The sequence below is a fragment of the Massilia sp. IC2-476 genome (genome assembly GCF_020707295.1).
Classification (GTDB): domain Bacteria; phylum Pseudomonadota; class Gammaproteobacteria; order Burkholderiales; family Burkholderiaceae_D; genus Telluria.
This window is the reverse complement of sequence record NZ_JAJFER010000012.1, coordinates 1-20,344: the sequence shown is the minus strand read 5'-3', so window position 1 is coordinate 20,344 and position 20,344 is coordinate 1. Positions and strand designations below refer to the sequence as shown.

The following is a 20,344-nucleotide window of genomic DNA, read 5'->3' as shown; positions in this document are numbered from 1 at the left end:
TTGCTTCGCGATAAACGATTCGAAGCATTTTACTCCACGCTAAGGCCGCTGGTGCGCCATGCGGCCAGCGCTCGCCGGCCGCTGTCGAGCGTCGGCAGCAGGAGCACGCCCTCGACCGTCGGGATCGCCGCGGCGCCGGCGCCGCCGGCCCACAGCGCAACGCCCTCCGGCAGCAGCTGGCGCAGCTGCTGCAGCGCCGGCACGATCTGGCGGCGCGGATACGCTGCCGAGAAGGACAGCGCCAGCACATCGGCCGCATGGCTCGCGACCGCACGGGCGATGCTGGCGGGCGGGGTCTCGGTGCCTAGCGCAATGCAGCTCGCGCCATCGAGCGCCAGCAGCGCCTCCGCCATGATCAGGCCCAGGCCATGCGTTTCGCCGGGCATGCTGGTGAGCAGGATGCGTGGCCTGCCTGCGGCTTCGGGCAGGTTTGCTACCGCCTGGCGCAGGATCCGGGTCGCGGTCTCGGTGTACAGGTGCTCGTCGAAGATGTCGAAGCTGCCGTCTTGCCAGCGCGCGCCGACCGCGGCCGTCAAGGGCGCCGCGACCCCTTCGACGAAGCGCTCCAGGCCGAGGCGGGCCAGATGGTGGCGCATGGCCTGGCGCAGGCCGGCCGGATCGCGCTTCACGGCAGTCAGCAGCTCCTCGATCACGGCCTGCTCGCCGGCGCCTGGCGCGCTGTCGCCGGGCGCGGGTCGTTGCAGCAGCGCGCCCAGCTCGCTGTCGCTCAGGTGCATCAGGCGTCCCGGGCGCAGGCCCTGGTCCATCAGGCGCTTCAGCAGGCGCAGGCGCTCGACCTGCTCCTGCGGGTAGCAGCGCTCGCCGTGCGCATCGCGCCCGGGCGCGGGAAAGCCGTAGCGCCGTTCCCACACGCGCAGCACGTCTTTCGACAGGCGCGTCTCGCGTTCGACGGCGGCGATCGGGAGACAGGCCGCTGTCATGGCAGCAGTGCCGGATCGTCGGCGCGGATCGCTTCCAGCAGGCGCGCCAGGTCGAGGTCGAGGCGCCGGTCTTCCTTGACGAAGGGAACCAGTTCTTCGAGCCGCGCCAGGGCGGCGCGCAGGCCCGGGCCGCATCCGTCCGGCAGTCCATCGGGATGGCGCAGGGCGCAGGCCTGGCGGGTGGCGATCAGGAGCGCCGCGGCCACCTGCTCGGTCAGGGCGATGATGCGCAGGCAGTCGCGCGCGGCGATCGTGCCCATGCTGACCTTGTCCTGGTTGTGGCACTCGGTCGAGCGCGAGAAGACCGAGGCCGGCATGGTCAGCTTGAGTGCCTCGGCGGTCCACGCCGAGACGCTGATCTGCAGGGCCTTCAGGCCGTGGTTGATGGCGGCGCGCTCCCCCGTCGCTCCGCGCAGGTTGGACGGCAGGCCGTTGTTGTAGCGGCTATCCACCAACAGCGCCATCTGGCGGTCGAGCAGGTCGGCGATGTTGGCGACCGCATTCTTCATGCTGTCCATGGCGAAGGCCATGTGGCCGCCGTAGAAGTGGCCGCCGTGCAGCACCCGGCCTGAGTCGACATCGACCAGCGGGTTGTCGTTGGCGCTGTTGAGTTCCAGTTCGACGTGGCTGCGCATCCAGGGCAGGGCGTCTGCCAGCACCCCGATGACATGCGGCGCGCAGCGGATCGAATAGCGGTCCTGCAGGCGCGCGCTGTTGCGCTCCTGCGCGTCGGATTGGTAACCGAGGTCGGCAGCGATCGAGGCCGCGATCCGGGCCATGCCGGGGTAGGGCTTGGCCGCGAACAGGGTCGCATCGAAGTGGTAGGCATTGCTTTCCAGCGCCAGCGCGGAGAGCGCCGTGATGCGGCTGGCCAGGCCGCACAGGGACTCGGCGCGCGCCGTCGCCAGGCAGGCCAGGCCGGTCATGGCGGCGGTGCCGTTCATCAGCGCCAGCCCTTCCTTCGGGCGCAGGCGGATCGGGGCGAGGCCCGCGGCATCCAGCGCCACGGCGGCGGCCACCGGCGCGGATCCGTGGGCCGACCAGGCTTCGCGCTCGCCGCACAGGACCGCCGCGACGTACGACAGCGGCGTGAGGTCGCCGCTCGCGCCGACCGAGCCTTCGGACGGGATCACCGGCAGCACGTCGCGTTCGAGCAGCGCGGCCAGTGCCTGCAGCAGCTTGATGCTTACGCCGGAGCTGCCGCGGCACAAGGATGCGAGGCGCACCGCCAGGATGGCGCGCGTTTCTTCGCGCGTGAAGCTGGCGCCCATGCCGCAGCCGTGGTACGTGAACAGACGGTGCGGCAGTTCATCGACCAGATCGGGCGGCACCGCGACGTCGCAGGAGTCGCCGTAGCCGGTCGTGACGCCATAGATGACGCCATCTTCGCGCAGGATGCGGTCCAGCAGTTCGGCGCCGGCGGTGATGCGCGCGACGAATGCCGGGTCGTCCGACAGCGCGGCCCGGGCCTGGCCGCGCGCCAGCGCGACCACCTCGGCCGGCGTGACCTGCGCCGCGCCGAAGCGTACATGGTGCGCCGCGGCGTCGTGGGTGTCCCTCATGTCCTGCCTTTCATCGTGTGATCCTTCATGTGTTGCTGCTCCAGTCGGCGAGCTTGCCCATGCCGTTGCGCGGCAGCTGCGCGCCCACCGTGAATGCCTTGGGGCGCTCGGGCATGGTCAGGCGGCCGTCGGTCCATGGCCGCAGGCGGCGCACCAGTTCGGCCCCGTCCACCCCGTCACGGGGCACCACGAAGGCCTTCAGGCGCGCGCCTTCTTCCGGGCGCATCAGGCGCACCGCGGCGTCGGCCACGTCGGGATGCTCGAGCAGCGCCTGGCGCACGCGCGCCGGGAACACGTTCACGCCCCCGACCTGGACTGCGCCGTCGCAGCGGGCGCCGACGGTAAATTCGCGCGTGCCGGACCAAACCAGCTCGTCCTGGGGCTGCAGCAATTCGGTGCGGCCGTCCGGCAGGCTGCGCACCAGGCGGCGGTCGCCGTCGGTGCTGCGTGCCAGATAGGGCAGAAGGCGGTAAGCGTCGCGGTGCGAGGCGCGCCAGCCCAGGCCGCCGGTTTCGGAGGAGCCGTAGACCTGGACCAGGCCGGCCAGCCCGCAGGCCGCCATGGCTTCGCTGACGGCGTCGGGACAGGGCGCGGTCGAGCTGACCCCGAGGATATCGTCCGCGAAGCCCTGGCGCAAGCTGCTGGCCGCCGCCCAGAATTGCGGATGGCCGACCACCAGGTCGCCCGGCTGCGCGAGATGCGCCAGCTGGGACGGCAGGCGCGCGCGGATGCAGCTCACCCCTTCCGGCGCCAGGCCCAGGTAGCGCGGGAGCAGTTGCGAAAACAGGAAGCCGTAGATGTGGTGGCTGGGTACGGCGACCAGCAGCCTGCGACGGCCGGGGAACAGCGCCGCCAGCGCCTGCGCCTCCTGTTCCAGCTGGTCGAGGGCATGCAGGCAGCGCTTCGGGTGCCCGGTACTGCCGGAGGTGGCGAACAGGATGTCGCCGTCGTGGTGCTGCAGGGCCGCTTCCGCGATGTCGACCCAGTCCTTCAGCGTGCGGCGTGCCAGCAGGTAGTCCTCGATGCCGCTGTGGTGCATTTGCAGCGCGCCGGCCAGCACGCCGGCGACGTGCAGGAACTCGAGCGAATCGAGGCCCAGGTCGTGCTGGAGCGAGAGCGCTTCGCTCCAGCTGCCGGGACGGAGCATGGGTTCATGGCGCAGCGCCGCCAGCTCGCCGGCCACCAGGTCGGCGATGAAGCGCAGCAGGGCGGGGCGCGCCGTCCACCATGGCGCCAGGCGGGAAACAGTATCAGGCATCGTTTACAGGCGCTTGACGAAGATCCAGTAGGTGCCGTCGCTGATCGCCTTCTTCATGTGGATCTTGACCTTGGTCGGGTTCATCTTGTAGTCGAACACGTACTCGAACATCGTATTGAGCGTACCCGTGCGCACGCCGGCGTCGAAGATGCCCTTGAAGCGCGGCGTGTTAGTGCAGGGGGCAACGTCACGGAAGAAGTTGCTGCCGATGACGGCGCTGGCCTGGCGGCCGGTGATCTGGGCTTCGGCTTCGTTGTAGCGCATGATCTTGCCCTGTGCATCGAGCTGGATGGCGCCGAATGCCAGTTCGTCGATCTGCCCGGCGCTCATGCTCGACAGCTTGTTCTCGATGTCGTCTTTGCCGAATGCGATGATGTTCAAGGTACTCATATTGCCCTTATTGGAAATGGTCTGTCGGATTTTGTCTAGGACAAAACAGACTATACATTGCCAATGGGAAATAATCGTAGCGGTTTCGAGTAGTTCAGGTAGTTTGTCCTGGACAACTGCGGTGCAAACGATTGGGCCAGCGTTACCTGAAACAAGAAGGGCGCCGGTGCACATGCATCCGGCGCCCTGGCGCGATGACCGATACCGGGATTAGTCGCCGCGCAGCAGCTCGTTGATGCCGGTCTTGGCGCGGGTCTGGGCGTCCACGCGCTTGACGATCACGGCGCAGTACAGGCTGTACTTGCCGTCGGCGGAAGGCAGGCTGCCCGACACAACGACCGAGCCGCTAGGTACGCGGCCGTAGCTGATCTCGCCGGTTTCGCGGTTGTAGATCTTGGTCGACTGGCCGATGTACACGCCCATCGAGATCACCGAGTTCTCTTCGACGATCACGCCTTCGACGATTTCCGAGCGCGCGCCGATGAAGCAGTTGTCTTCGATGATGGTCGGGTTGGCCTGCATCGGTTCCAGCACGCCGCCGATGCCGACGCCGCCCGACAGGTGCACGTTCTTGCCGATCTGGGCGCAGGAGCCGACGGTGGCCCAGGTGTCGACCATCGCGCCTTCGTCGACGTAGGCGCCGATGTTGACGTAGGAAGGCATCAGGACCACGTTCTTGCCGATGAAGCTGCCGCGGCGGGCCACGGCCGGCGGCACCACGCGGAAGCCGCCCTTGGCGAAATCTTCCGGGGTGTAGTCGGCGAACTTGGTCGGGACCTTGTCGTAGAACTGCATGCCGCCGCCACCCGCGACCGGCACGTTGTTCTCGAGGCGGAAGGACAGCAGGACCGCCTTCTTGATCCACTGGTTCACGACCCAGCTGCCACTGTCTTTCTGGGCCACGCGCAGGCTGCCGGCATCCAGGCCTGCAAGCACGTGGGCGACCGCGTCGCGCACTTCGGCGCTGGCGCTGGACGGGCTGATCTCCGCGCGCTGTTCCCACGCGGTGTCGATGATGTTCTGGAGTTGTTGGGTCATGATGATTCTCTGGTTAAGGATTCGTTGGTGCCGCCGAGGCGTATTGCTGACTACAGGCCCTTGCAGAACTCGACGATGCGGTTGGCCGCTTCGAGTCCTTCGTCCACGCTGGCGACCAGCGCCATGCGGATGCGGTTGCGGCCCGGATTGACTCCGTGCGCTTCGCGTGCGAGGTAAGTGCCCGGCAAAACCGTCACATTATATTCGGCGTACAGGCGGCGTGCGAAGTCGGTATCCGACAGCCCGGTGCGGCGCACGTCGGCCCACAGGTAGAAGCCGGCATCCGGCAGCTCGACATCCATCACCCCCTTGAGCAGTGGGGTGATCAGGTTGAACTTCTCGCGGTACAGCGCGCGGTTCTCCTGCACGTGGTGCTCGTCGTTCCAGGCCGCCACCGATGCGGCCTGCACCGGCGGCGACATCGCGCCGCCGCAGTAGGTGCGGTAGAGCAGGAATTTCTTGAGCAGCTGCGGGTCGCCCGCCACGAAGCCCGAGCGCATGCCCGGCACGTTCGAGCGCTTCGACAGGCTCGAGAACACGACCAGGTTGGCGTAGGGCCGCTCGCCTTCGCTGCGACCCAGCTGGTGCGCCGCTTCCAGCGCGCCAAGCGGCGGGGTCGAGCCGAAGTAGATCTCGGAATAGCACTCGTCGGCCGCGATCGCGAAGCCGTGGCGGTCGGACAGCTCGAACAGCTGGCGCCAGTCTTCCAGCGTGAGCACGGCGCCGGTCGGGTTGCCCGGCGAGCAGACGTAGAGCAGCTGCACGCGCGCCCACACATCGCTTGCTACGCTGCCGTAGTCGGGTGCGAAGTTGCGGCCCGGTTCCGAGTTCACGTAATACGGCGTGGCGCCGCTCAGGTAGGCCGCGCCCTCGTAGATCTGGTAGAACGGGTTGGGGCTCATCACCAGCGCATCGCCGCCGCTCGCATCGACGACGCACTGGGCAAAGGCGAACAAGGCCTCGCGCGAACCGTTCACCGGCAGCACCATGGTGGCCGGGTCGACCGCCGGGATGCCGTAGCGGTGCTCGAGCCAGCTGGCGATCGCCGCGCGCAGCGGCTCGCCGCCATGGGTGCTCGGGTAGACCGCCAGGCCCGACATCGCATGCATCAGGGCCTTTTCGATGAAGGCAGGCGTGGGATGCTTCGGTTCGCCGATGCCGAGGCTGATCGGGCTGTAGGCAGGGTTCGGGGTGACGCCGCTGAACAGCTGGCGCAGTTGTTCGAAGGGATAGGGGTGGAGCTGGGTGAGGTGTGGGTTCACGTCGATAACCGTTCAGTTCGGGTCTGTGCGCTTTGGATATTCGGGCAATTATAGCCCGTGCGCAGAGACGCGATGGACGCTTGCCCACCTCGACAGTTCGTCAGGCCAGGGCTTCCTTGGCCGCTTCCTCCGGCGACAGCCCGTCGTAGAACTGGTCGGTGAACCACTCGACCTGCTCTTCGATATGGTCCTGTGCCTGCTTCACGGTGGCGCCGCCCGCAACCAGGAAGCCTTCTACCTCGATGCACCACTGGATGAACGCCAGGGTTTCTTCGTCGAGTTCTTCTTTCTTTGCCATGTCATGTCCTGTTACTTGTTGAATCAAAGCGAAAATGCATGGCGATTCTAGTCTAGATCAGCCCGAGCGTCAGCGCCTTGAGGGTCGCGGCGGCCCGCGTCGAGCAGCCGAGCTTGCGGAAAATGCTTTCCACATGGGTGCGCACGGTCGACGGGCTGATCGCCAGGTGGCGCGCCGCTTCCTTGTTGCTCTCGCCCAGGCTGATGCGGCGCAGCACATCCGCTTCGCGTTCGGACAGCAGCTTGCGGCTTTCCGCCACGGGCTCGGCCGCCTGGGCGGACGCGCCCCCGGCGGCGGCGATCACGCAGTTCACGGCCGCGGCATCGAAGCGTCCGCCCGCCGCCTCCGCGCACAGCAGCTGCGCCGCTTCTGCGGGCGCCAGCGCGGCGCGCCAGGGACGCGGCATGCACAGGGCCGCATAGGCGGCGGCCGCGGACAGCAGGCGCTGCGGCTGGCCCAATTGGGCGCCGTCGAGGTCGCGGTAATAGCCGCTGCCGTCGAGCCGTTCGTAGAGCTGCGAGGCCAGCAGGGCTTCCGCGCGCAGCGAGGGCACCTGTACCGCCGCGCGCGCGGTCCAGTAGGGCACCAGGCGCAGCTTTTCCCAATCCGCCATGCCGAGCTTGCCGTCGCGCTGCCAGACGGCGTTGGGCACGGCCGCCCGGCCGATCCCGTGGATCAGGGCGGCGCGCGCCAGGCAGTGGCGTTCGGCCTCGGGCAGGCCGGCCAGCAGCGCGGCGCGTTCGGCCAGGTCGGCCACGCAGCGCGAATAGCCGAGCAGCCAGGGCAGCTTCAGCTCGATCATGTCCGCCACGATGGTCAGGGGCACGCGGCGCGCCATTGCGTGGGCGTCAGGCGGGCAGGGAGGGGCGTCGGCTGCGTCCAGCCACGCCTGCGCGTGGGCCGCGAGCTTGCGTACCAGTTCGGCGGGATACTTGCGGTCCGCCAGGGCCTGGATCAGGCGCAGGGCTTCGTTCATTCCATGGGCGCGCGTCAGCACCACCAGGTCGCCCGCCAGGTTGGCGTGGTACACCACCTGCGGGATGTGGGGCGAGCGCAGGCGCTCCGGCATGCCGCCGCCGTCGTAGTGCTCCCACACCCGGCGCAGTCCGAGCTGGACCTCGCCAGGCAGGCCCAGGGTCTGGGCGATGTCGCCCGAGACTTCGCAGTGGATGCGCGCCAGCGGCGCGACGCTGGTGAAATCCTTGCGCTGCTCCGGCGGCAGCGTGTGGGTGATCAGGGCGTCGCGGGCGCCGACGTCGTCGCCCATCAGCAGCGCGAAGCCGGCCGCATTCGCGGTGCATCCGGACCAGCGCAGCAGGGCCACGAGGCGCGCGTGCTGGCAACCGGCGGCGCCGGCGCCGGCGGCCAGCGCCAGGCGTTCGGCCACATGGGCCGTGCGGATCGACTGGTCGGTCGGCTGCCCCATGCTGAGGTCGCCGACCATGGCCAGCAGCTGGACGGCTTCCTCGACGCTGATACGATGATCTGATTGCATTTGGGAACTTTACATCAAATCCCGTGCGCCGCCTTCAACAGCTCGGCCGCCCGCTCGCCGATGACGACGCAGGGCGCCATCGTGTTCCCGGTCGTGATGCGCGGCATGATCGACGCATCCGCAATGCGCAGCCCGTCGACGCCATGGACCTGCAGCGCGCCGTTCACCACCGACATGGCGTCGCGCCCCATCTTGGCGGTGCCCGACTGGTGCCAGTAGGTGACGGCTCCGTTGCGCAGGTACTGCTCCATGGCTTCGCGCGACAGCTTGCCCGGCATGCTTTCGCCCTTGACCAGGCTGCGGAAGGCGTCGGCATTGCCCAGCTCCCGGCACATCTCCACGCTTGCCAGCGCCGCGCGCATGTCGTCCGGGTCGGACAGGGTATTGGCGCGGATCAGCGGCCGGTCGCGCGGATCGGGCCCGGACAGCAGCACTTCGCCACGGCTTTTCGGATGCGCCAGGCCGGCGAACATGGTCCAGCCGTGCGCGGGCACGCCGCGCCCCGCGTTTTCCTGGCTCGGCACCGGGAACTCGACCTGGCAGTGCAGCATGTCGGGCGCATCGAGCGACGGCTCGCTCTTCCAGTACAGGGTCGCTTCCGAGCCGCCGTTGCCCACCTGCTGGGGTTCGGCATATTCCCAGATGCAGCCGAAGGAGACGTGGTCCTGGTGGTTCTGGCCGACGCCGGCCAGGTGCTGGCGCACGGCGATGCCATGGCGCTTCAGTTCGCGCTCGGGACCGAGGCCGGACTGCATCAGCACTTTCGGCGTGTTGACCGCGCCCAGCGACAGCACCACCTCGCGCGCCGCGCCGAACCACACGCGCCGGCCGCCCAGCAGGACGTCGACGCCGCTCACGCGCGCGCCGTCGAAGCTGAGGCGGGCGACCAGCGCATCGGTCAGGACCGTCAGGTTCGGCTGCGCCATGCGCGGCCAGGTGTAGGAGCGGAATACCGACAGGCGCTTGCCGTCGCGGATGCGCAGGTCGTTGATGGCGGCGCCACCGTCGCCCTCCATCATCGCGCCGTTCGGGCTGTCGAAGCTGGGAATGCCGAGCGAGCGCGCCGCTTCCAGCATGCGGATGGCGGTCGGCTGGGGATCCCTGGCCGGGGCCACGTAGACCGGGCCGCCGCTGCCGCGCCGCTCCGGGTCGGCGGGGCCGTGCCAGTCCTCGATGCGGCGGTAGATGCGCAGCACCGCGTCGTAGTTCCAGGCAGGGTCGCCCGCTTCGGCGGCGAAGTAATTCCAGTCGCTGCGGTGGCCGCGCGCCCACAGCATGACGTTGATGCTGGAGCCGCCGCCCAGCACCCTGCCCATGTTCATCGGAATCGCGCGGCCGTTCAGGTAGGGGTTCGGTTCGGCCGCGAAGTTCCAGTCGCGTTCCGATCCGAGGTTGAGGGGCCACTGGGCCGGGTCGGTCACGCTGGCCACCTCGTCGCTCCCGCCGGCTTCGAGCAGCAGCACGCGCACGGCGGGATTCTCGGCCAGGCGCGCGGCCACCACCGAGCCTGAGGAGCCGGCGCCGCAGACGATGAAGTCGTAGTGGGAGGCCAGCTCGCGCTGCAGGGCGGCCTGGTTGGTGCGGATGGCCTGCGCCATGTCTCGTTCTTGGTTCTCGTTGTTCATGGATGGGTTCATATGGTTAAAGGTTCAGACGGTCGGGATGGTGCCGCCGTCGATGACGAATTCGGCGCCGTGGATCGCGGCAGCCAGCGGCGACAGCAGGAAGGCAACCAGGTTGGCCACCTCCTCGGGCGTACCGGGACGGCCGATCGGGATGCCGCCCAGCGAGTCCATGAGCTCCTGCCTGGCCTCGTCCGCGCTGCCCGCGCGCTGCGCCGCCATGCGTTCGATCAGGGCCTGCGCCGCGCCGGTCTCGATAAAACCGGGGGCGACGCTGTTGACGCGTATGCCCATGGGGCCGAACTCGTTCGCCAGCGATTTGCTGTAGTTGGCCAGCGCCGCCTTGGCGGCGGCATAGGCCACGGTGGAGTCGAACAGCGGCAGGCGCCGCTGGATCGAGGTGATGTGGATGATGGCGCCACTGCGCCGCTCCAGCATCGCGGGCAGGAAGGCGCGGTCCAGCCGCACGGCCGACATCAGGTTGGCCTGCAAGGTGGCGTCCCAGATCGCGTCGGTCAGGGCCAGCGCGCCGCCGCCGGGCGCGGAGGAGCCGCCGACGTTGTTGACCAGGAAGTCGAGGTAGCCGAATTCCTGCTTCACCGTGTCGGCGACCAGTGCGGCGCCGGCGGCGCTGCCGACATCCGCTTCCAGGTAGCGCACGCCGGGCAGCGGACGTTCGGGCAGGCGCCGCGCCGTGGTCACGACCCGGGCGCCGTTTTCAAGCAGCACACGCACGATGGCTTCGCCCATGCCGCGGGTGCCGCCGGTCACCAGGGCGTGCCTGCCCTCGAAGGGATAGCGGTTCATGGCGCGATCTCCAGCGCCGCGATGTGATCCCCGGCCAGTGTGAAGCGGAAGGCGAGCCTCACCTCGTTGCCGGGGAAATCGCCGCGCACGACGGCCTGCAGCCTGGCGCCGCCATCCAGTTCGTCGATGGCGGCCGGTTCGATGGTCGACCGGTAGCGCTGGCCGGTCTCGCGCGCCCAGCTTGCGATCTGCGCGCGGCCCTGGTGCACGCCGCCCTCGTCGCGAACGGTGGCGTCCGGCGTGAAGCAGGCGGCGATGGCTTGCGGATCGCGGGCGTTCGATGCGGCGACGTAGGCCGCGATCGGAGTCGGTAAGGTCTTCATGTGTTCCTCCTTGTAATTGGCTGGGACTTGCCTTGCAGTCTAGGCTGGTGCAAGCTAATGAAAAAACCCAATAAACTTCATGAACTATGAACCTGTGGTTCACAATAAGACGACATGAGTGCGCTTGACGCGATCCGCCTGTTCCTGGCCGTGGCCGAGCAGCGCAGCTTCACCCAGGCCGCCCGTTCGCTGGACATCAGCCCCACCGCCGTCAGCAAGGGCATCCGCGCGCTCGAGAAGAAACACGGGGTCGCGCTGTTTGCCCGGACCACGCGCAGCGTCGCGCTGACCGAGGCCGGGCAGGCCCTGCTGGCTGCGTTGCGTCCGGCGGTGGGCCAGATCGACGAGGCCTTCAACGAGCTGGCGCAGTTCAGCAAGCGCCCGGCCGGCCACCTGCGCCTGTGCGCACCGCGCGCCTTCGGCTTCCTGGTGGCGCGGGTGCTGGTGCCGCGCATGCGCGCCGCCTACCCGGACATCAGCTTCGACCTGGCGCTCGACGATGGTCTGGTCGACCTGGTGGCGGACGGTTATGACGCCGGCATCCGCCTGGGCCAGTCGATCGCCCAGGACATGGTGGCGATCCGCCTGAGCCGCCCACTGGCATGGTCGGTGGTAGCGGCGCCCGGCTACTTCGAGCGCCACGGCGTGCCGCGGGCGCCGCGCGAGCTGCTGGCCCACCGGACGCTGCGCTACCGCTTTCCCACCTCGAGCCTGCTGCCGCCGTGGCGCTTCGCGGAAGGCGACGCCGGGTTCCAGCTCGATACCGATGCCACGCTGGTCGCCAACGACACCCGCCTGCTGGCCGAACTGGCACGCCAGGGCCTGGGCATCGCCTACCTTCCCGACATGGAAATCGAGGACGACGTACGGGACGGGCGCCTGCAGCGGGTGCTCACCGGCTTCGTGCCGGACAGCTCCGGCCTGTTCCTGTACTTCCCGATGCGTGCCCAGAACCAGCCGAAGATGCGCGCCCTGATCGAGCAGGCCGGCCTGCTGGCCGACGAAGGCCTGCTCGATATTGTGTGCCCCTGAGCGTTTGCCCCTGAGCGCTTATTTCGTCGCGGCGACGGCGTCGAGGATGATCTTGGCCACCTCGGCGGGGCGCGACTGCTGGGGCACGTGGCTGGCCTGCAGTTCGGTCGTCTTCGCGCCGATCTTGCCGGCCATGGCGCGCAGCAGGCCGGGGTCGATCATGCGGTCCTGGGCGCTGACGATGAACCACGAGGGCTTGCTGGTCCAGGCGGCCACGGACACTTTCTCGCCGAAGGCCTTGGCCTGGATCGGACCCTGGGTCGCGGTCATCACCGCGGCCTGGGCGCGCGGCAGGTCCTGGGCGAAGTCTTCGCGCATCGCCGCTTCCGGCAGGCTCAGGAAGCCTTCCTTGTCGGCGACGAAGCGCTTGCTGCCGGGGGCGGCCGGATAGCCTGCGCCGGTTTCCGCCGTCGACTTGCCGGCGTCGGGGGCGAAAGCGGCCACGTACACCAGGCTGCCCACCTTGTCGTGCTGGCCGGCCTCGGTGATCACGGTACCGCCCCAGGAGTGGCCGACCAGCACCACCTTGCCCGGCTGGCTGTCGATGGCGCGGCGGGTGGCGGCGACGTCGTCGGCGAGCGAAGTAAGGGGATTCTGGACCGCCGTGACCTTGACGCCTTTCGCCTGCAGCAGCGGGATCACCTTGGCCCAGTCGGAACCGTCGGCAAAGGCGCCGTGCACGATCACGACCGAAGGCTTGGCGCCGGCATCGACGGGGGCTGCCTGGGCGCCATGGGCGAAGACGGTAGCGAGGGCAAGCAGGCGCAGGGAATGTTTGAGACTGGTCACGATGTTCTCCTTGGTGTGGTGGACGAGTGAGGCCAGTGTAGGCAGGGGCGCGCCCGGCCGGTATCGGTCGATTGACCGAGGGAGACTAGTTGGCTGCTTCGCGCCAGGCGCCCGGATTGATCCCAGACCACTCGCGGAAAGCGTGCGTGAAGGCGCTCTGCTCCTGGTAGCCCAGCAGGAAAGCGATGTCGACCAGGTTCAGGTCGCGCTGACGCAGGTAGCCACGCGCCAGCTCGTAGCGGGCGCCGTCCAGCACTTGCTGGAAGCTGGCGCCCGCTTCGGCCAGCTTGCGCTGCAGGGTGCGCGGCGACACGCCCAGGCTGGCGGCAACCGTAGGCAGGCGCGCGCCGCCGTGCGCCAGCCTATCGATCACGATGGCGCGCACCTGCGCCAGGATGCCGTCGCCGGCGCTGCGCTCGCTCAGCAGGCGCTCGGCGTGCTGGCGCAGCACCGGATACAGGCTGGGGTCGGCGTTCGGCACCGGCATGCCGAGCAAGGCGGCGTCGAAGCGCGCCACGTTGGCGCCGGCGCCGAACTGCGGGACGGCGCCGAGCACGCGCAGGTATTCGTCTGCCGGCGCCTCGCCCGCGTGGACAAAGGCCAGGTGGCGCGGTCCGAGCGGGCGCCCGGCCAGCCAGCTGCCGAACACGCGAATGCCGGCGAACACGCTCTCCACCAGGTGGCGCGAGGCGCTCGGGTAGTGGCTGGTCCAGCCGTACATGGCTTCGGCTCCCGCCAAGGCCAGATGCGAGCGGCCCAGATCATGGGCAAGCTGTTCGTAGCGCAGCGTCTGTTCCAGCGCCTGGCCGAAGTCGCGGCAGGCCATCAGGACCAGGCCATACACCGAAAAGGTGCCGGGCCGCACCCGCTCGCCGACATGCAGGCCGAAGTGCGGGTCGCCGCTGAGAGCCGCGCCGGCGGCCAAGAGGGCGATGTAGTCGCGCGCGGCGATCGAGTCGGCGCCCAGCGTCTCCAGCGGCATCGCGGCCGCCCTGGCCAGCCGGGCGCCATCGACCCCATGCGCCGCGGCCGTCTCCAGCACCGGCTGCAGGTAGGCGCCGGTCACGCGGCCGCCATCCGGGCGGGCGGATGACGCAATGGAGCAAGGCTCTGTCATGAAAGCGCAATACGGTTGGGATGAGGGTCGCTACGCTGGCCAGTATATACAAGCATAACAACAGGGAAAAGAGCATGCGGCGCTGGAATGGCTGGGGAGACGATGCGGTCGAGATGGAGCTGGGCCCGGATGCGCGCGGCTTCCTGGAGCAGCGCCTGGGACAGGGCGTGGCGCCCCGCGATGCGGCATTCGACGCCGCCTGCGCGCAGCTGGGACCAGGCCGGCTGCCGCCGCATCCGCTGGTCGATGCCAGCCCCCAGGCGCGGCTGCTGCATGCCTTTGGCCAGAGCCTGCCCGACTGGCTGCGCCTGCGTCATGGCCGCATCCATGCCGCGCCGGACGGCGTCGGCTATCCGGAGTCCGGGGAACAGGTGCGCGAACTGCTGGCCTTTGCCGCCGCCCACGGCGCCGACGTGATCCCCTATGGCGGCGGCACCAGCGTGGCCGGCCACCTGGGCGTGCAGGACAGGACGCGTCCGGTCCTGAGCATCGACATGGGAAGGATGCGCGCCCTGGTCTCACTCGACCGCGAGGCCCAGCTGGCGACTTTCCAGGCCGGTGTCGCCGGGCCCGACCTGGAAGCACAACTGCGCGCGCACGGCTACACGCTCGGCCACTTCCCGCAATCCTTCGAATACTCGACCCTGGGCGGCTGGGTGGTGACCCGCTCGTCCGGCCAGCAGTCGCTGCGCTACGGCCGCATCGAGCAGCTGTTTGCGGGCGGAACGGTGGAAACGCCGCAGGGCAGGCTCGAGATCCCGACCTTTCCCGCTTCCAGCGCGGGCGTGGACCTGCGCGAGATGGTGCTCGGCTCCGAAGGCCGGCTCGGCGTCCTGACCGAGGCCACAGTGCGGGTCAGCCGGCTGCCGCAGATGGAGGCCTTCCATGCCGTGTTCTTCCCGCGCTGGGACGCGGCGCTGGCGGCGGTGCGCGAGCTGGCGCAGGCGCGCCTGCCGCTGTCGATGCTGCGCCTGTCGAATGCGGTCGAGACCACCACCATGCTCAAGCTCGCCGGCCACCCGCGGCTGGTGCGCCTGCTGGAAGCCTGGCTCGCGCTGCGCGGCTGCGCGGATGAAAAATGCATGCTGCTGGTCGGCGTGAGCGGCGCCAGGGCGCAGGCGCTGCCGGCCCTGCGCGCTGCACTGAAACTCGCACGCGGCTACGGCGGCGTGCATGCCGGCCGCGGCCTCGGCGAGCGCTGGCGCCGCAACCGCTTCCGCAGCGTCTACCTGCGCAACGCCGCCTGGACCCACGGCTACGCGATCGACACCGTGGAGACGGCACTCGACTGGCCGCGCGTCAGCGAAGCGATGGAAAGCATCGAGCGCGCCGCCGCCGGCGCCCTGCAGGCCTCGGGCGAACGGGTGCACGCCTATACCCACCTGTCGCACCTGTATCCGCAGGGCGCGAGCGTGTATGCGACCTTCGTGTTCCGCCTGGCGGGCGATTTCGAGGCCGACCTGCTGCGCTGGCGCCAGCTGAAGGACCGCGTGTCCGAAGCGATCGTCGCGGCCGGCGGCACCATCAGCCACCAGCACGGCGTCGGCACTGACCACGCGCCATGGCTTGCTGCGGAAAAGGGCGAGCTGGGACTGGGCGCGATGCGTGCGCTGTTCCGCCATTTCGACCCGGACGGACGCATGAACCCGGGCAAGCTGATCGCGCCATGAAGAACGACGATCTCGACGTGCTTGTGATCGGCGGCGGCATCACCGGCGCCGGCATCCTGCTGGAAGCGGCGCGCCGCGGCCTGAAGGCCATGCTGGTCGAGCAGCGCGACTTCGCCTGGGGTACCTCGAGCCGATCGTCCAAGCTGGTGCACGGCGGCTTGCGCTACCTGGCCGAGGGACGGCTGCGCCTGACCCGTGAGTCGGTGCGCGAGCGCGAGGCGCTGCTGCGCGATGCGCCGGGCCTGGTCGAACCGCAGGGCTTTGCCTTTGCGGACTACGGAAACAGCCGGCGCAAGCGGCGCAGCTTCCTGGCCGGCCTGGCGCTGTACGACCTGATGGCGGGCCGGCGTCGCATCTGGCCACAGCGACACTGGCTTGACGCCGATGCCTTCCAGATGCTGGCGCCGAACGTCCAGCGCGAGGGCCTTGCGGGCGGAATCCGCTACCTCGATGCCAAGACCGACGATGCGCGCCTGGTGCTGCGGGTGCTGGATGAGGCCCGTAGCCATGGCGCGCAGGCGCGCAACTACGTGGCGGTCGAGTCCCTGCAGCGCAGCAGCGGACGTGTCACCGGCGCATTGTTGCGCGACGCCCGCAGCGGAGAGGGCAGCGCGGTCGCGGCGCGGGTCGTGGTCAACGCCACCGGCGCCTGGGCCTGCGGAATCCCGGGGCAGGGCAATCCGCCGCGCCTGCGTCCGCTGCGCGGCAGCCACCTGGTGCTGCCCGCCTGGCGCCTGCCGCTGGCGCAGGCGGTCAGCCTGATGCACCCCGTCGATGGCCGTCCGGTGTTCGCCTTTCCCTGGGAGGGCGTGACCCTGGTCGGCACCACCGACGTCGACCATGCGGAGGGCCTGGCCGCCGAAGCGAAGGTGACGCGGCGCGAGTTCGACTACCTGATGGCGGCGCTGCGCGCCCAGTTCCCGCAACTGGGTTTGATTGATGCCGACGTGCTGGCGACCTACGCCGGCGTGCGCCCGGTGCTCGATAGCGGCACCCGCGGCGCGCCCTCGAAGGAGACGCGCGAACACCTGGTGTGGGACGAGCCGGGCCTGGTCGCCGTCACCGGCGGCAAGCTGACCACCTTCCGCGCGATCGCCCTCGACGCGCTGGGCCACGTCGCGCGCCAGCTGCCCGACTGGCGGGCCGACCTGGCGCCACGGCCGGTGTTCCGGCACCGGGCCACCCCGCGCGGCCCGCGCGGCGTCCCGGTCGCTACCCTGGAGCGCCTGGCGGGACGCCATGGACGCCATGCCCAGCATGTCGTCGACGCCGCGCGTCCGGGCGAACTCGAGACCATCGCCGGCACGCTGACACCCTGGGCCGAGCTGCGCTGGGCCGCGCGCAGCGAAGACGTGTGGCGCCTGGAAGACCTGCTGTTGCGCCGCACGCGCCTGGGGCTCCAGCTGCGCGCGGGCGGGCGCGAGCTGTTACCCCGCATCCGTGCCATCTGCCAGCCGGAGCTCGGCTGGAGCGACGCACGCTGGGAGGCCGAGCAGGCCGCCTACCTTACACTGTGGCAATCCCATTACGGCCTGCCTGGCGCCGAACCGCACGAGCATTCCCATGATTGAACCCCTGATCCTTGCAATCGACAACGGCACCCAGAGCGTGCGCGCCCTGCTGTTCGACCTGAAGGGCGACATCGTCGCCAAATCGCAGGTGGCCCTGCTGGACTACGCCAGCCCGCAGCCCGGCTGGGCCGAGCACGACCCGGAGGGCTTCTGGCAGGCGCTGTGCCGGGCCTGTCAGGACTTGTGGCTTCAACCGGGGGCGGACCGGTCGCGCGTTAAAGGGGTGGCCGTGACCACCCAGCGCGGCACCGTCATCAACCTCGACCGCGAGGGCAAGGCGCTACGTCCGGCCATCACGTGGCTCGACCAGCGCCGCACCGAGGCCGTGCCGCCGATCGGGCCCCTGTGGCGCACTGCCTTCAAGCTGGCGCGCGTAAGCGGCACCATCGATTACTTCCGCGGCGAAGCCGAGATCAACTGGATCCGCGCGCACCAGCCGGAAGTGTGGCAGGCGACCGACAAGTTCCTGCTGCTGTCGGGCTACCTGAACTGGCGCCTGTGCGGGCGCTTCGCCGATTCGTCCGGTTCGCAGGTGGCCTATCTGCCCTTCGACTACCGCCGGCGACGCTGGGCCGGGCGGCGCGACTGGAAGTGGCAGGCGCTGGCGGTCGAGCCGCACATGCTGCCCGAGCTGCAGGAACCCGGCACCCACCTGGGCGAGATCGGCGCCCAGGCGGCAAGCGAGACCGGCATCCCCGAAGGCCTGCCGCTGCTGGCCGCCGCCGCCGACAAGGCCTGCGAGGTGATCGGGGCCGGCTGCAGCGCCCCGCACGTGGGCTGCCTCAGCTACGGCACCACGGCCACCATCAACACCACCACCACGCGCTACGTCGAGGTGACGCCTTTCGTGCCGCCCTATCCGGCGGCGGTCCCGGGCGCCTACAGCACGGAGGTGCAGGTGTTTCGCGGCTACTGGATGGTCAACTGGTTCAAGGAGCAGTTCGGCCACCACGAACAGTCGCGCGCGCTGCTGGAAGACGTGGCGCCCGAGCGCCTGTTCGACGAGCTGGCGCGGACGGTCCCGCCGGGATCGATGGGCCTGATGCTGCAGCCCTACTGGACGCCCGGCATCCGGGTGCCGGGGCGCGAGGCCAAGGGCGCTATCATCGGCTTCGGCGACGTGCACACCCGTGCGCACGTCTACCGCGCCATCCTGGAAGGGCTGGCCTATGCGCTGCGCGAAGGGAAGGAGCGGATCGAGCGACGTAGCGGCACCTGTATCACGGAGCTGCGCGTGTCCGGCGGCGGCTCCCAGAGCGATGCGGCGATGCAGCTCACCGCCGACATCTTCGGCCTCCCGGTCGCGCGCCCGCACGTGTACGAGACTTCGGGCCTGGGCGCGGCGATCGACGCCGCCGTGGGCCTCGGCCTGTATCCGGACTTCGCCTCGGCCATCAGGGCGATGACGCGGGTGGGCCGGGTGTTCGAGCCGATCGCGGCCAACCAGGCCGTGTACGAGCGCCTGTACCGCGAGGTCTACCTCAAGATGTACCGCCAGCTGCAGCCGATGTACCGCGACATCGCGCGCATCACCGGCTATCCCCAGCAGGTCTGATCAGCGAGCCATGGCGCGCTGCATGGCTTCCCATGCATAACCGCCTTCCACCGCCTTGACCTGGTTGCGTCCGGCCGCCTTGGCCTCGTACATGGCGCGGTCGGCGGTCAGGAACAGCGAGCGCAGGTCGTCGAACTGGGTCGGCACGAAGCTGGCCGCGCCGATGCTGACGGTGACGTAGTCCGAGGTATCCGAGCGCGGATTCGGCACGCGCAGGCGCTCGATGTCGCCGCGGATCGACTCGGCCACCTTGGCCGCGCCGGCGTGCCCGGTGTCGGGCAGGAGCAGCACGAATTCCTCGCCGCCGTAGCGCGCCGCCAGGTCGGTGGCGCGCAGCGCATGCGCCTGCAGGCAGTTGGCCACCGCCTGCAGGCACTGGTCGCCGGCGGCGTGGCCGAGCAGGTCGTTGTACAGCTTGAAGTGGTCGACGTCGAGCACCAGCAGCGACAGTGGCCGGGCGGTGCGGATGGCGCGCTGCCACTCGCGTTCGAGGCAGGCGTCGAACTGGCGCCGGTTGGCGATGCCGGTCAGCGAATCGGCCAGGGCGGCGCGCTGCAGCGCGGTTTCGGAGCGCTTGTGGTGGCTGATGTCGTGCAGCAGCGCCACGTAGAGCTGCTCGCCCGGGGCCAGCGCCGACAGGTTCAGGTCCATCGGGCGCAGGCTGCCGTCGGCCCCCTGCAGCAGCACTTCGCGGGTGCCCTGGCAGCGCGCGGCGGCGGCATCCTCGCGCCGCTCGAAGTAGTCGGCGTAGTCGCTCGCCGCCGGCTCGGCCAGCAGGGACGCTAGCTGCCGGCCCGCCAGTTCGGATTCGCGGTAGCCCAGGCAGCGCTCGCAGGCCGGATTGGCGTACTGGATGCGGCCGTCCGCGCCGACCAGCAGCAGGCCCTCGTCCATGCCTTCGACGATCATGCGCAGGCGGCGGGCCTGGCGCTTCTGGTGCTCGCTGCTGGACTGCATCTGCAGCTGGGTGCGCACGCGCGCCCGCACTTCGGGCAGGCGTACCGGCTTGGAGATGTAGTCGACCGCGCCATGGTCGAAGCCCGACACGACGTCGTCGGTCGTGCTGCAGGCGCTGACAAAAATGACCGGGATGCCGGTGGTCTCGGGATGCGCCTTCAGGCGGCGGCAGGTCTCGAAACCGTCCAGCCCCGGCATCATCACGTCGAGCAGGATCAGGTCCGGCTGGACCCGCTGCGCCAGGTCGATGGCGCGCACGCCCGAGTTGGCAACGAAGGTGTGGTAACCCTGGCTGCGCAGCATTTCGTCGAGCAATTCGAGGCTGTCCGGTGCGTCATCGACGATCAGGATCGTCGCCTGGCGAACCGGCGGGTAGAGCGCGGAAGAAGGGGAATTCATACTGTCGCAATGTTGCCGAAAGGTAAGGCTGCGAGGATGATACTCCCATTAGGGATAGTTGGGGTGATTGTGTTGCCGAATATCCACCATCGATAACAATCTTGCATTTAAAACAAAAATCGCCGGACATGTGAACTGACCCCGTAAAGTTGGACGGTTAGTTTGCTAAGCGGCCAAGGCCTGAGTCCTGTACTGAACGGGGCTCAGGCCTTTTAATTTGAGCTTGATGCGGTCGTTATTGTAATAGTGGATGTAGTC

19 protein-coding genes are annotated in these 20,344 nt (G+C 69.3%); 4 read left to right on the top strand and 15 right to left on the bottom strand.

The window, feature by feature from the left end; all coding sequences use genetic code 11:
* Positions 1-29 precede the first annotated feature (29 nt).
* The 11 genes from LK539_RS22995 to LK539_RS22945 form a co-directional block, all read right to left on the bottom strand.
* Positions 30-941, bottom strand: coding sequence for a MerR family transcriptional regulator (locus LK539_RS22995; RefSeq protein WP_227803399.1), 912 nt, complete (start codon positions 939-941; stop codon positions 30-32).
* Positions 938-2,503, bottom strand: a complete 1,566-nt coding sequence (gene hutH / locus LK539_RS22990; protein WP_227803398.1) for a histidine ammonia-lyase — start codon at positions 2,501-2,503, stop codon at positions 938-940. The genes LK539_RS22995 and hutH overlap by 4 nt, the downstream gene beginning before the upstream one ends.
* 25 nt (positions 2,504-2,528) lie before the next feature.
* Positions 2,529-3,761, bottom strand: a complete 1,233-nt coding sequence (locus LK539_RS22985; protein ID WP_227803397.1) for an AMP-binding protein — start codon at positions 3,759-3,761, stop codon at positions 2,529-2,531.
* 3 nt (positions 3,762-3,764) lie between these two features.
* Positions 3,765-4,151, bottom strand: a complete 387-nt coding sequence (gene pyp / locus LK539_RS22980) for a photoactive yellow protein (protein ID WP_227803396.1) — start codon at positions 4,149-4,151, stop codon at positions 3,765-3,767.
* 210 nt (positions 4,152-4,361) lie between these two features.
* The gene (gene dapD / locus LK539_RS22975; protein WP_227803395.1) at positions 4,362-5,189 is read right to left on the bottom strand and encodes a 2,3,4,5-tetrahydropyridine-2,6-dicarboxylate N-succinyltransferase; all 828 of its coding nucleotides are present in this window, start codon (positions 5,187-5,189) and stop codon (positions 4,362-4,364) included.
* Positions 5,190-5,239: 50 nt separating this feature from the next.
* On the bottom strand, positions 5,240-6,451 hold the full coding sequence (gene dapC / locus LK539_RS22970; protein WP_227803394.1) for a succinyldiaminopimelate transaminase: 1,212 nt from the start codon (positions 6,449-6,451) through the stop codon (positions 5,240-5,242).
* 100 nt (positions 6,452-6,551) lie between these two features.
* Positions 6,552-6,749 (bottom strand): hypothetical protein, encoded by a 198-nt coding sequence (locus tag LK539_RS22965; RefSeq protein ID WP_227803393.1) that lies wholly within the window; start codon positions 6,747-6,749, stop codon positions 6,552-6,554.
* Between the two features lie 52 nt (positions 6,750-6,801).
* Positions 6,802-8,244, bottom strand: coding sequence for an HD domain-containing phosphohydrolase (locus tag LK539_RS22960; RefSeq protein ID WP_227803392.1), 1,443 nt, complete (start codon positions 8,242-8,244; stop codon positions 6,802-6,804).
* Positions 8,245-8,258: 14 nt separating this feature from the next.
* Complete coding sequence (locus LK539_RS22955) at positions 8,259-9,869, bottom strand: GMC family oxidoreductase (protein WP_227803391.1); 1,611 nt, start codon at positions 9,867-9,869, stop codon at positions 8,259-8,261.
* A 24-nt stretch (positions 9,870-9,893) separates the two neighbouring features.
* A complete protein-coding gene (locus tag LK539_RS22950) occupies positions 9,894-10,673 on the bottom strand; it encodes an SDR family oxidoreductase (protein WP_227803390.1) in 780 nt (259 codons plus the stop codon).
* Positions 10,670-10,996, bottom strand: coding sequence for a nuclear transport factor 2 family protein (locus LK539_RS22945; protein ID WP_227803389.1), 327 nt, complete (start codon positions 10,994-10,996; stop codon positions 10,670-10,672). Before LK539_RS22945 ends, LK539_RS22950 begins: the two co-directional genes overlap by 4 nt.
* A 114-nt stretch (positions 10,997-11,110) precedes the next feature.
* Between LK539_RS22945 and LK539_RS22940 the strand changes: the two genes are divergently transcribed.
* Positions 11,111-12,028 (top strand): LysR family transcriptional regulator, encoded by a 918-nt coding sequence (locus tag LK539_RS22940; RefSeq protein WP_227803388.1) that lies wholly within the window; start codon positions 11,111-11,113, stop codon positions 12,026-12,028.
* Positions 12,029-12,046: 18 nt separating this feature from the next.
* On the opposite strand, the gene LK539_RS22935 is transcribed toward LK539_RS22940, so the two are convergent.
* Both LK539_RS22935 and LK539_RS22930 read right to left on the bottom strand, forming a co-directional pair.
* Complete coding sequence (locus LK539_RS22935) at positions 12,047-12,817, bottom strand: alpha/beta fold hydrolase (protein WP_227803387.1); 771 nt, start codon at positions 12,815-12,817, stop codon at positions 12,047-12,049.
* 85 nt (positions 12,818-12,902) lie between these two features.
* A complete protein-coding gene (locus tag LK539_RS22930) occupies positions 12,903-13,934 on the bottom strand; it encodes an AraC family transcriptional regulator (protein ID WP_227803386.1) in 1,032 nt (343 codons plus the stop codon).
* Positions 13,935-14,008: 74 nt separating this feature from the next.
* Between LK539_RS22930 and LK539_RS22925 the strand changes: the two genes are divergently transcribed.
* Genes LK539_RS22925 through LK539_RS22915 form a run of 3 tightly spaced genes read left to right on the top strand, consistent with a single transcriptional unit; the run spans position 14,009 to position 18,730 of the window.
* Complete coding sequence (locus LK539_RS22925; RefSeq protein ID WP_227803385.1) at positions 14,009-15,604, top strand: FAD-binding oxidoreductase; 1,596 nt, start codon at positions 14,009-14,011, stop codon at positions 15,602-15,604.
* Positions 15,601-17,175 carry a glycerol-3-phosphate dehydrogenase/oxidase gene (locus tag LK539_RS22920; RefSeq protein ID WP_227803384.1) on the top strand — a complete coding sequence of 525 codons (1,575 nt, stop codon included), beginning with the start codon at positions 15,601-15,603 and terminating at the stop codon, positions 17,173-17,175. Before LK539_RS22925 ends, LK539_RS22920 begins: the two co-directional genes overlap by 4 nt.
* On the top strand, positions 17,168-18,730 hold the full coding sequence (locus LK539_RS22915; protein ID WP_227803383.1) for an FGGY-family carbohydrate kinase: 1,563 nt from the start codon (positions 17,168-17,170) through the stop codon (positions 18,728-18,730). The genes LK539_RS22920 and LK539_RS22915 overlap by 8 nt, the downstream gene beginning before the upstream one ends.
* Here the strand turns inward: LK539_RS22915 and LK539_RS22910 are convergent, their stop codons facing one another.
* Positions 18,731-20,086 carry a diguanylate cyclase gene (locus tag LK539_RS22910; RefSeq protein WP_227803382.1) on the bottom strand — a complete coding sequence of 452 codons (1,356 nt, stop codon included), beginning with the start codon at positions 20,084-20,086 and terminating at the stop codon, positions 18,731-18,733. It abuts the gene before it with no gap.
* A 165-nt stretch (positions 20,087-20,251) separates the two neighbouring features.
* Positions 20,252-20,344: IS3 family transposase (locus LK539_RS22905; RefSeq protein WP_227801150.1), on the bottom strand; the 93-nt coding region annotated here is incomplete at its 5' end.

Excerpts from the sequence above, each read along its gene's own strand:
- LK539_RS22995 (WP_227803399.1), bottom strand. The coding sequence starts at position 941 with ATGACAGCGGCCTGTCTCCCGATCGCCGCCGTCGAACGCGAGACGCGC.
- hutH (WP_227803398.1), bottom strand. The coding sequence starts at position 2,503 with ATGAGGGACACCCACGACGCCGCGGCGCACCATGTACGCTTCGGCGCG.
- LK539_RS22985 (WP_227803397.1), bottom strand. The coding sequence starts at position 3,761 with ATGCCTGATACTGTTTCCCGCCTGGCGCCATGGTGGACGGCGCGCCCC.
- pyp (WP_227803396.1), bottom strand. The coding sequence starts at position 4,151 with ATGAGTACCTTGAACATCATCGCATTCGGCAAAGACGACATCGAGAAC.
- dapD (WP_227803395.1), bottom strand. The coding sequence starts at position 5,189 with ATGACCCAACAACTCCAGAACATCATCGACACCGCGTGGGAACAGCGC.
- LK539_RS22965 (WP_227803393.1), bottom strand. The coding sequence starts at position 6,749 with ATGGCAAAGAAAGAAGAACTCGACGAAGAAACCCTGGCGTTCATCCAG.
- LK539_RS22960 (WP_227803392.1), bottom strand. The coding sequence starts at position 8,244 with ATGCAATCAGATCATCGTATCAGCGTCGAGGAAGCCGTCCAGCTGCTG.
- LK539_RS22955 (WP_227803391.1), bottom strand. The coding sequence starts at position 9,869 with ATGAACAACGAGAACCAAGAACGAGACATGGCGCAGGCCATCCGCACC.
- LK539_RS22950 (WP_227803390.1), bottom strand. The coding sequence starts at position 10,673 with ATGAACCGCTATCCCTTCGAGGGCAGGCACGCCCTGGTGACCGGCGGC.
- LK539_RS22945 (WP_227803389.1), bottom strand. The coding sequence starts at position 10,996 with ATGAAGACCTTACCGACTCCGATCGCGGCCTACGTCGCCGCATCGAAC.
- LK539_RS22940 (WP_227803388.1), top strand. The coding sequence starts at position 11,111 with ATGAGTGCGCTTGACGCGATCCGCCTGTTCCTGGCCGTGGCCGAGCAG.
- LK539_RS22930 (WP_227803386.1), bottom strand. The coding sequence starts at position 13,934 with ATGACAGAGCCTTGCTCCATTGCGTCATCCGCCCGCCCGGATGGCGGC.
- LK539_RS22925 (WP_227803385.1), top strand. The coding sequence starts at position 14,009 with ATGCGGCGCTGGAATGGCTGGGGAGACGATGCGGTCGAGATGGAGCTG.
- LK539_RS22920 (WP_227803384.1), top strand. The coding sequence starts at position 15,601 with ATGAAGAACGACGATCTCGACGTGCTTGTGATCGGCGGCGGCATCACC.
- LK539_RS22915 (WP_227803383.1), top strand. The coding sequence starts at position 17,168 with ATGATTGAACCCCTGATCCTTGCAATCGACAACGGCACCCAGAGCGTG.
- LK539_RS22910 (WP_227803382.1), bottom strand. The coding sequence starts at position 20,086 with ATGAATTCCCCTTCTTCCGCGCTCTACCCGCCGGTTCGCCAGGCGACG.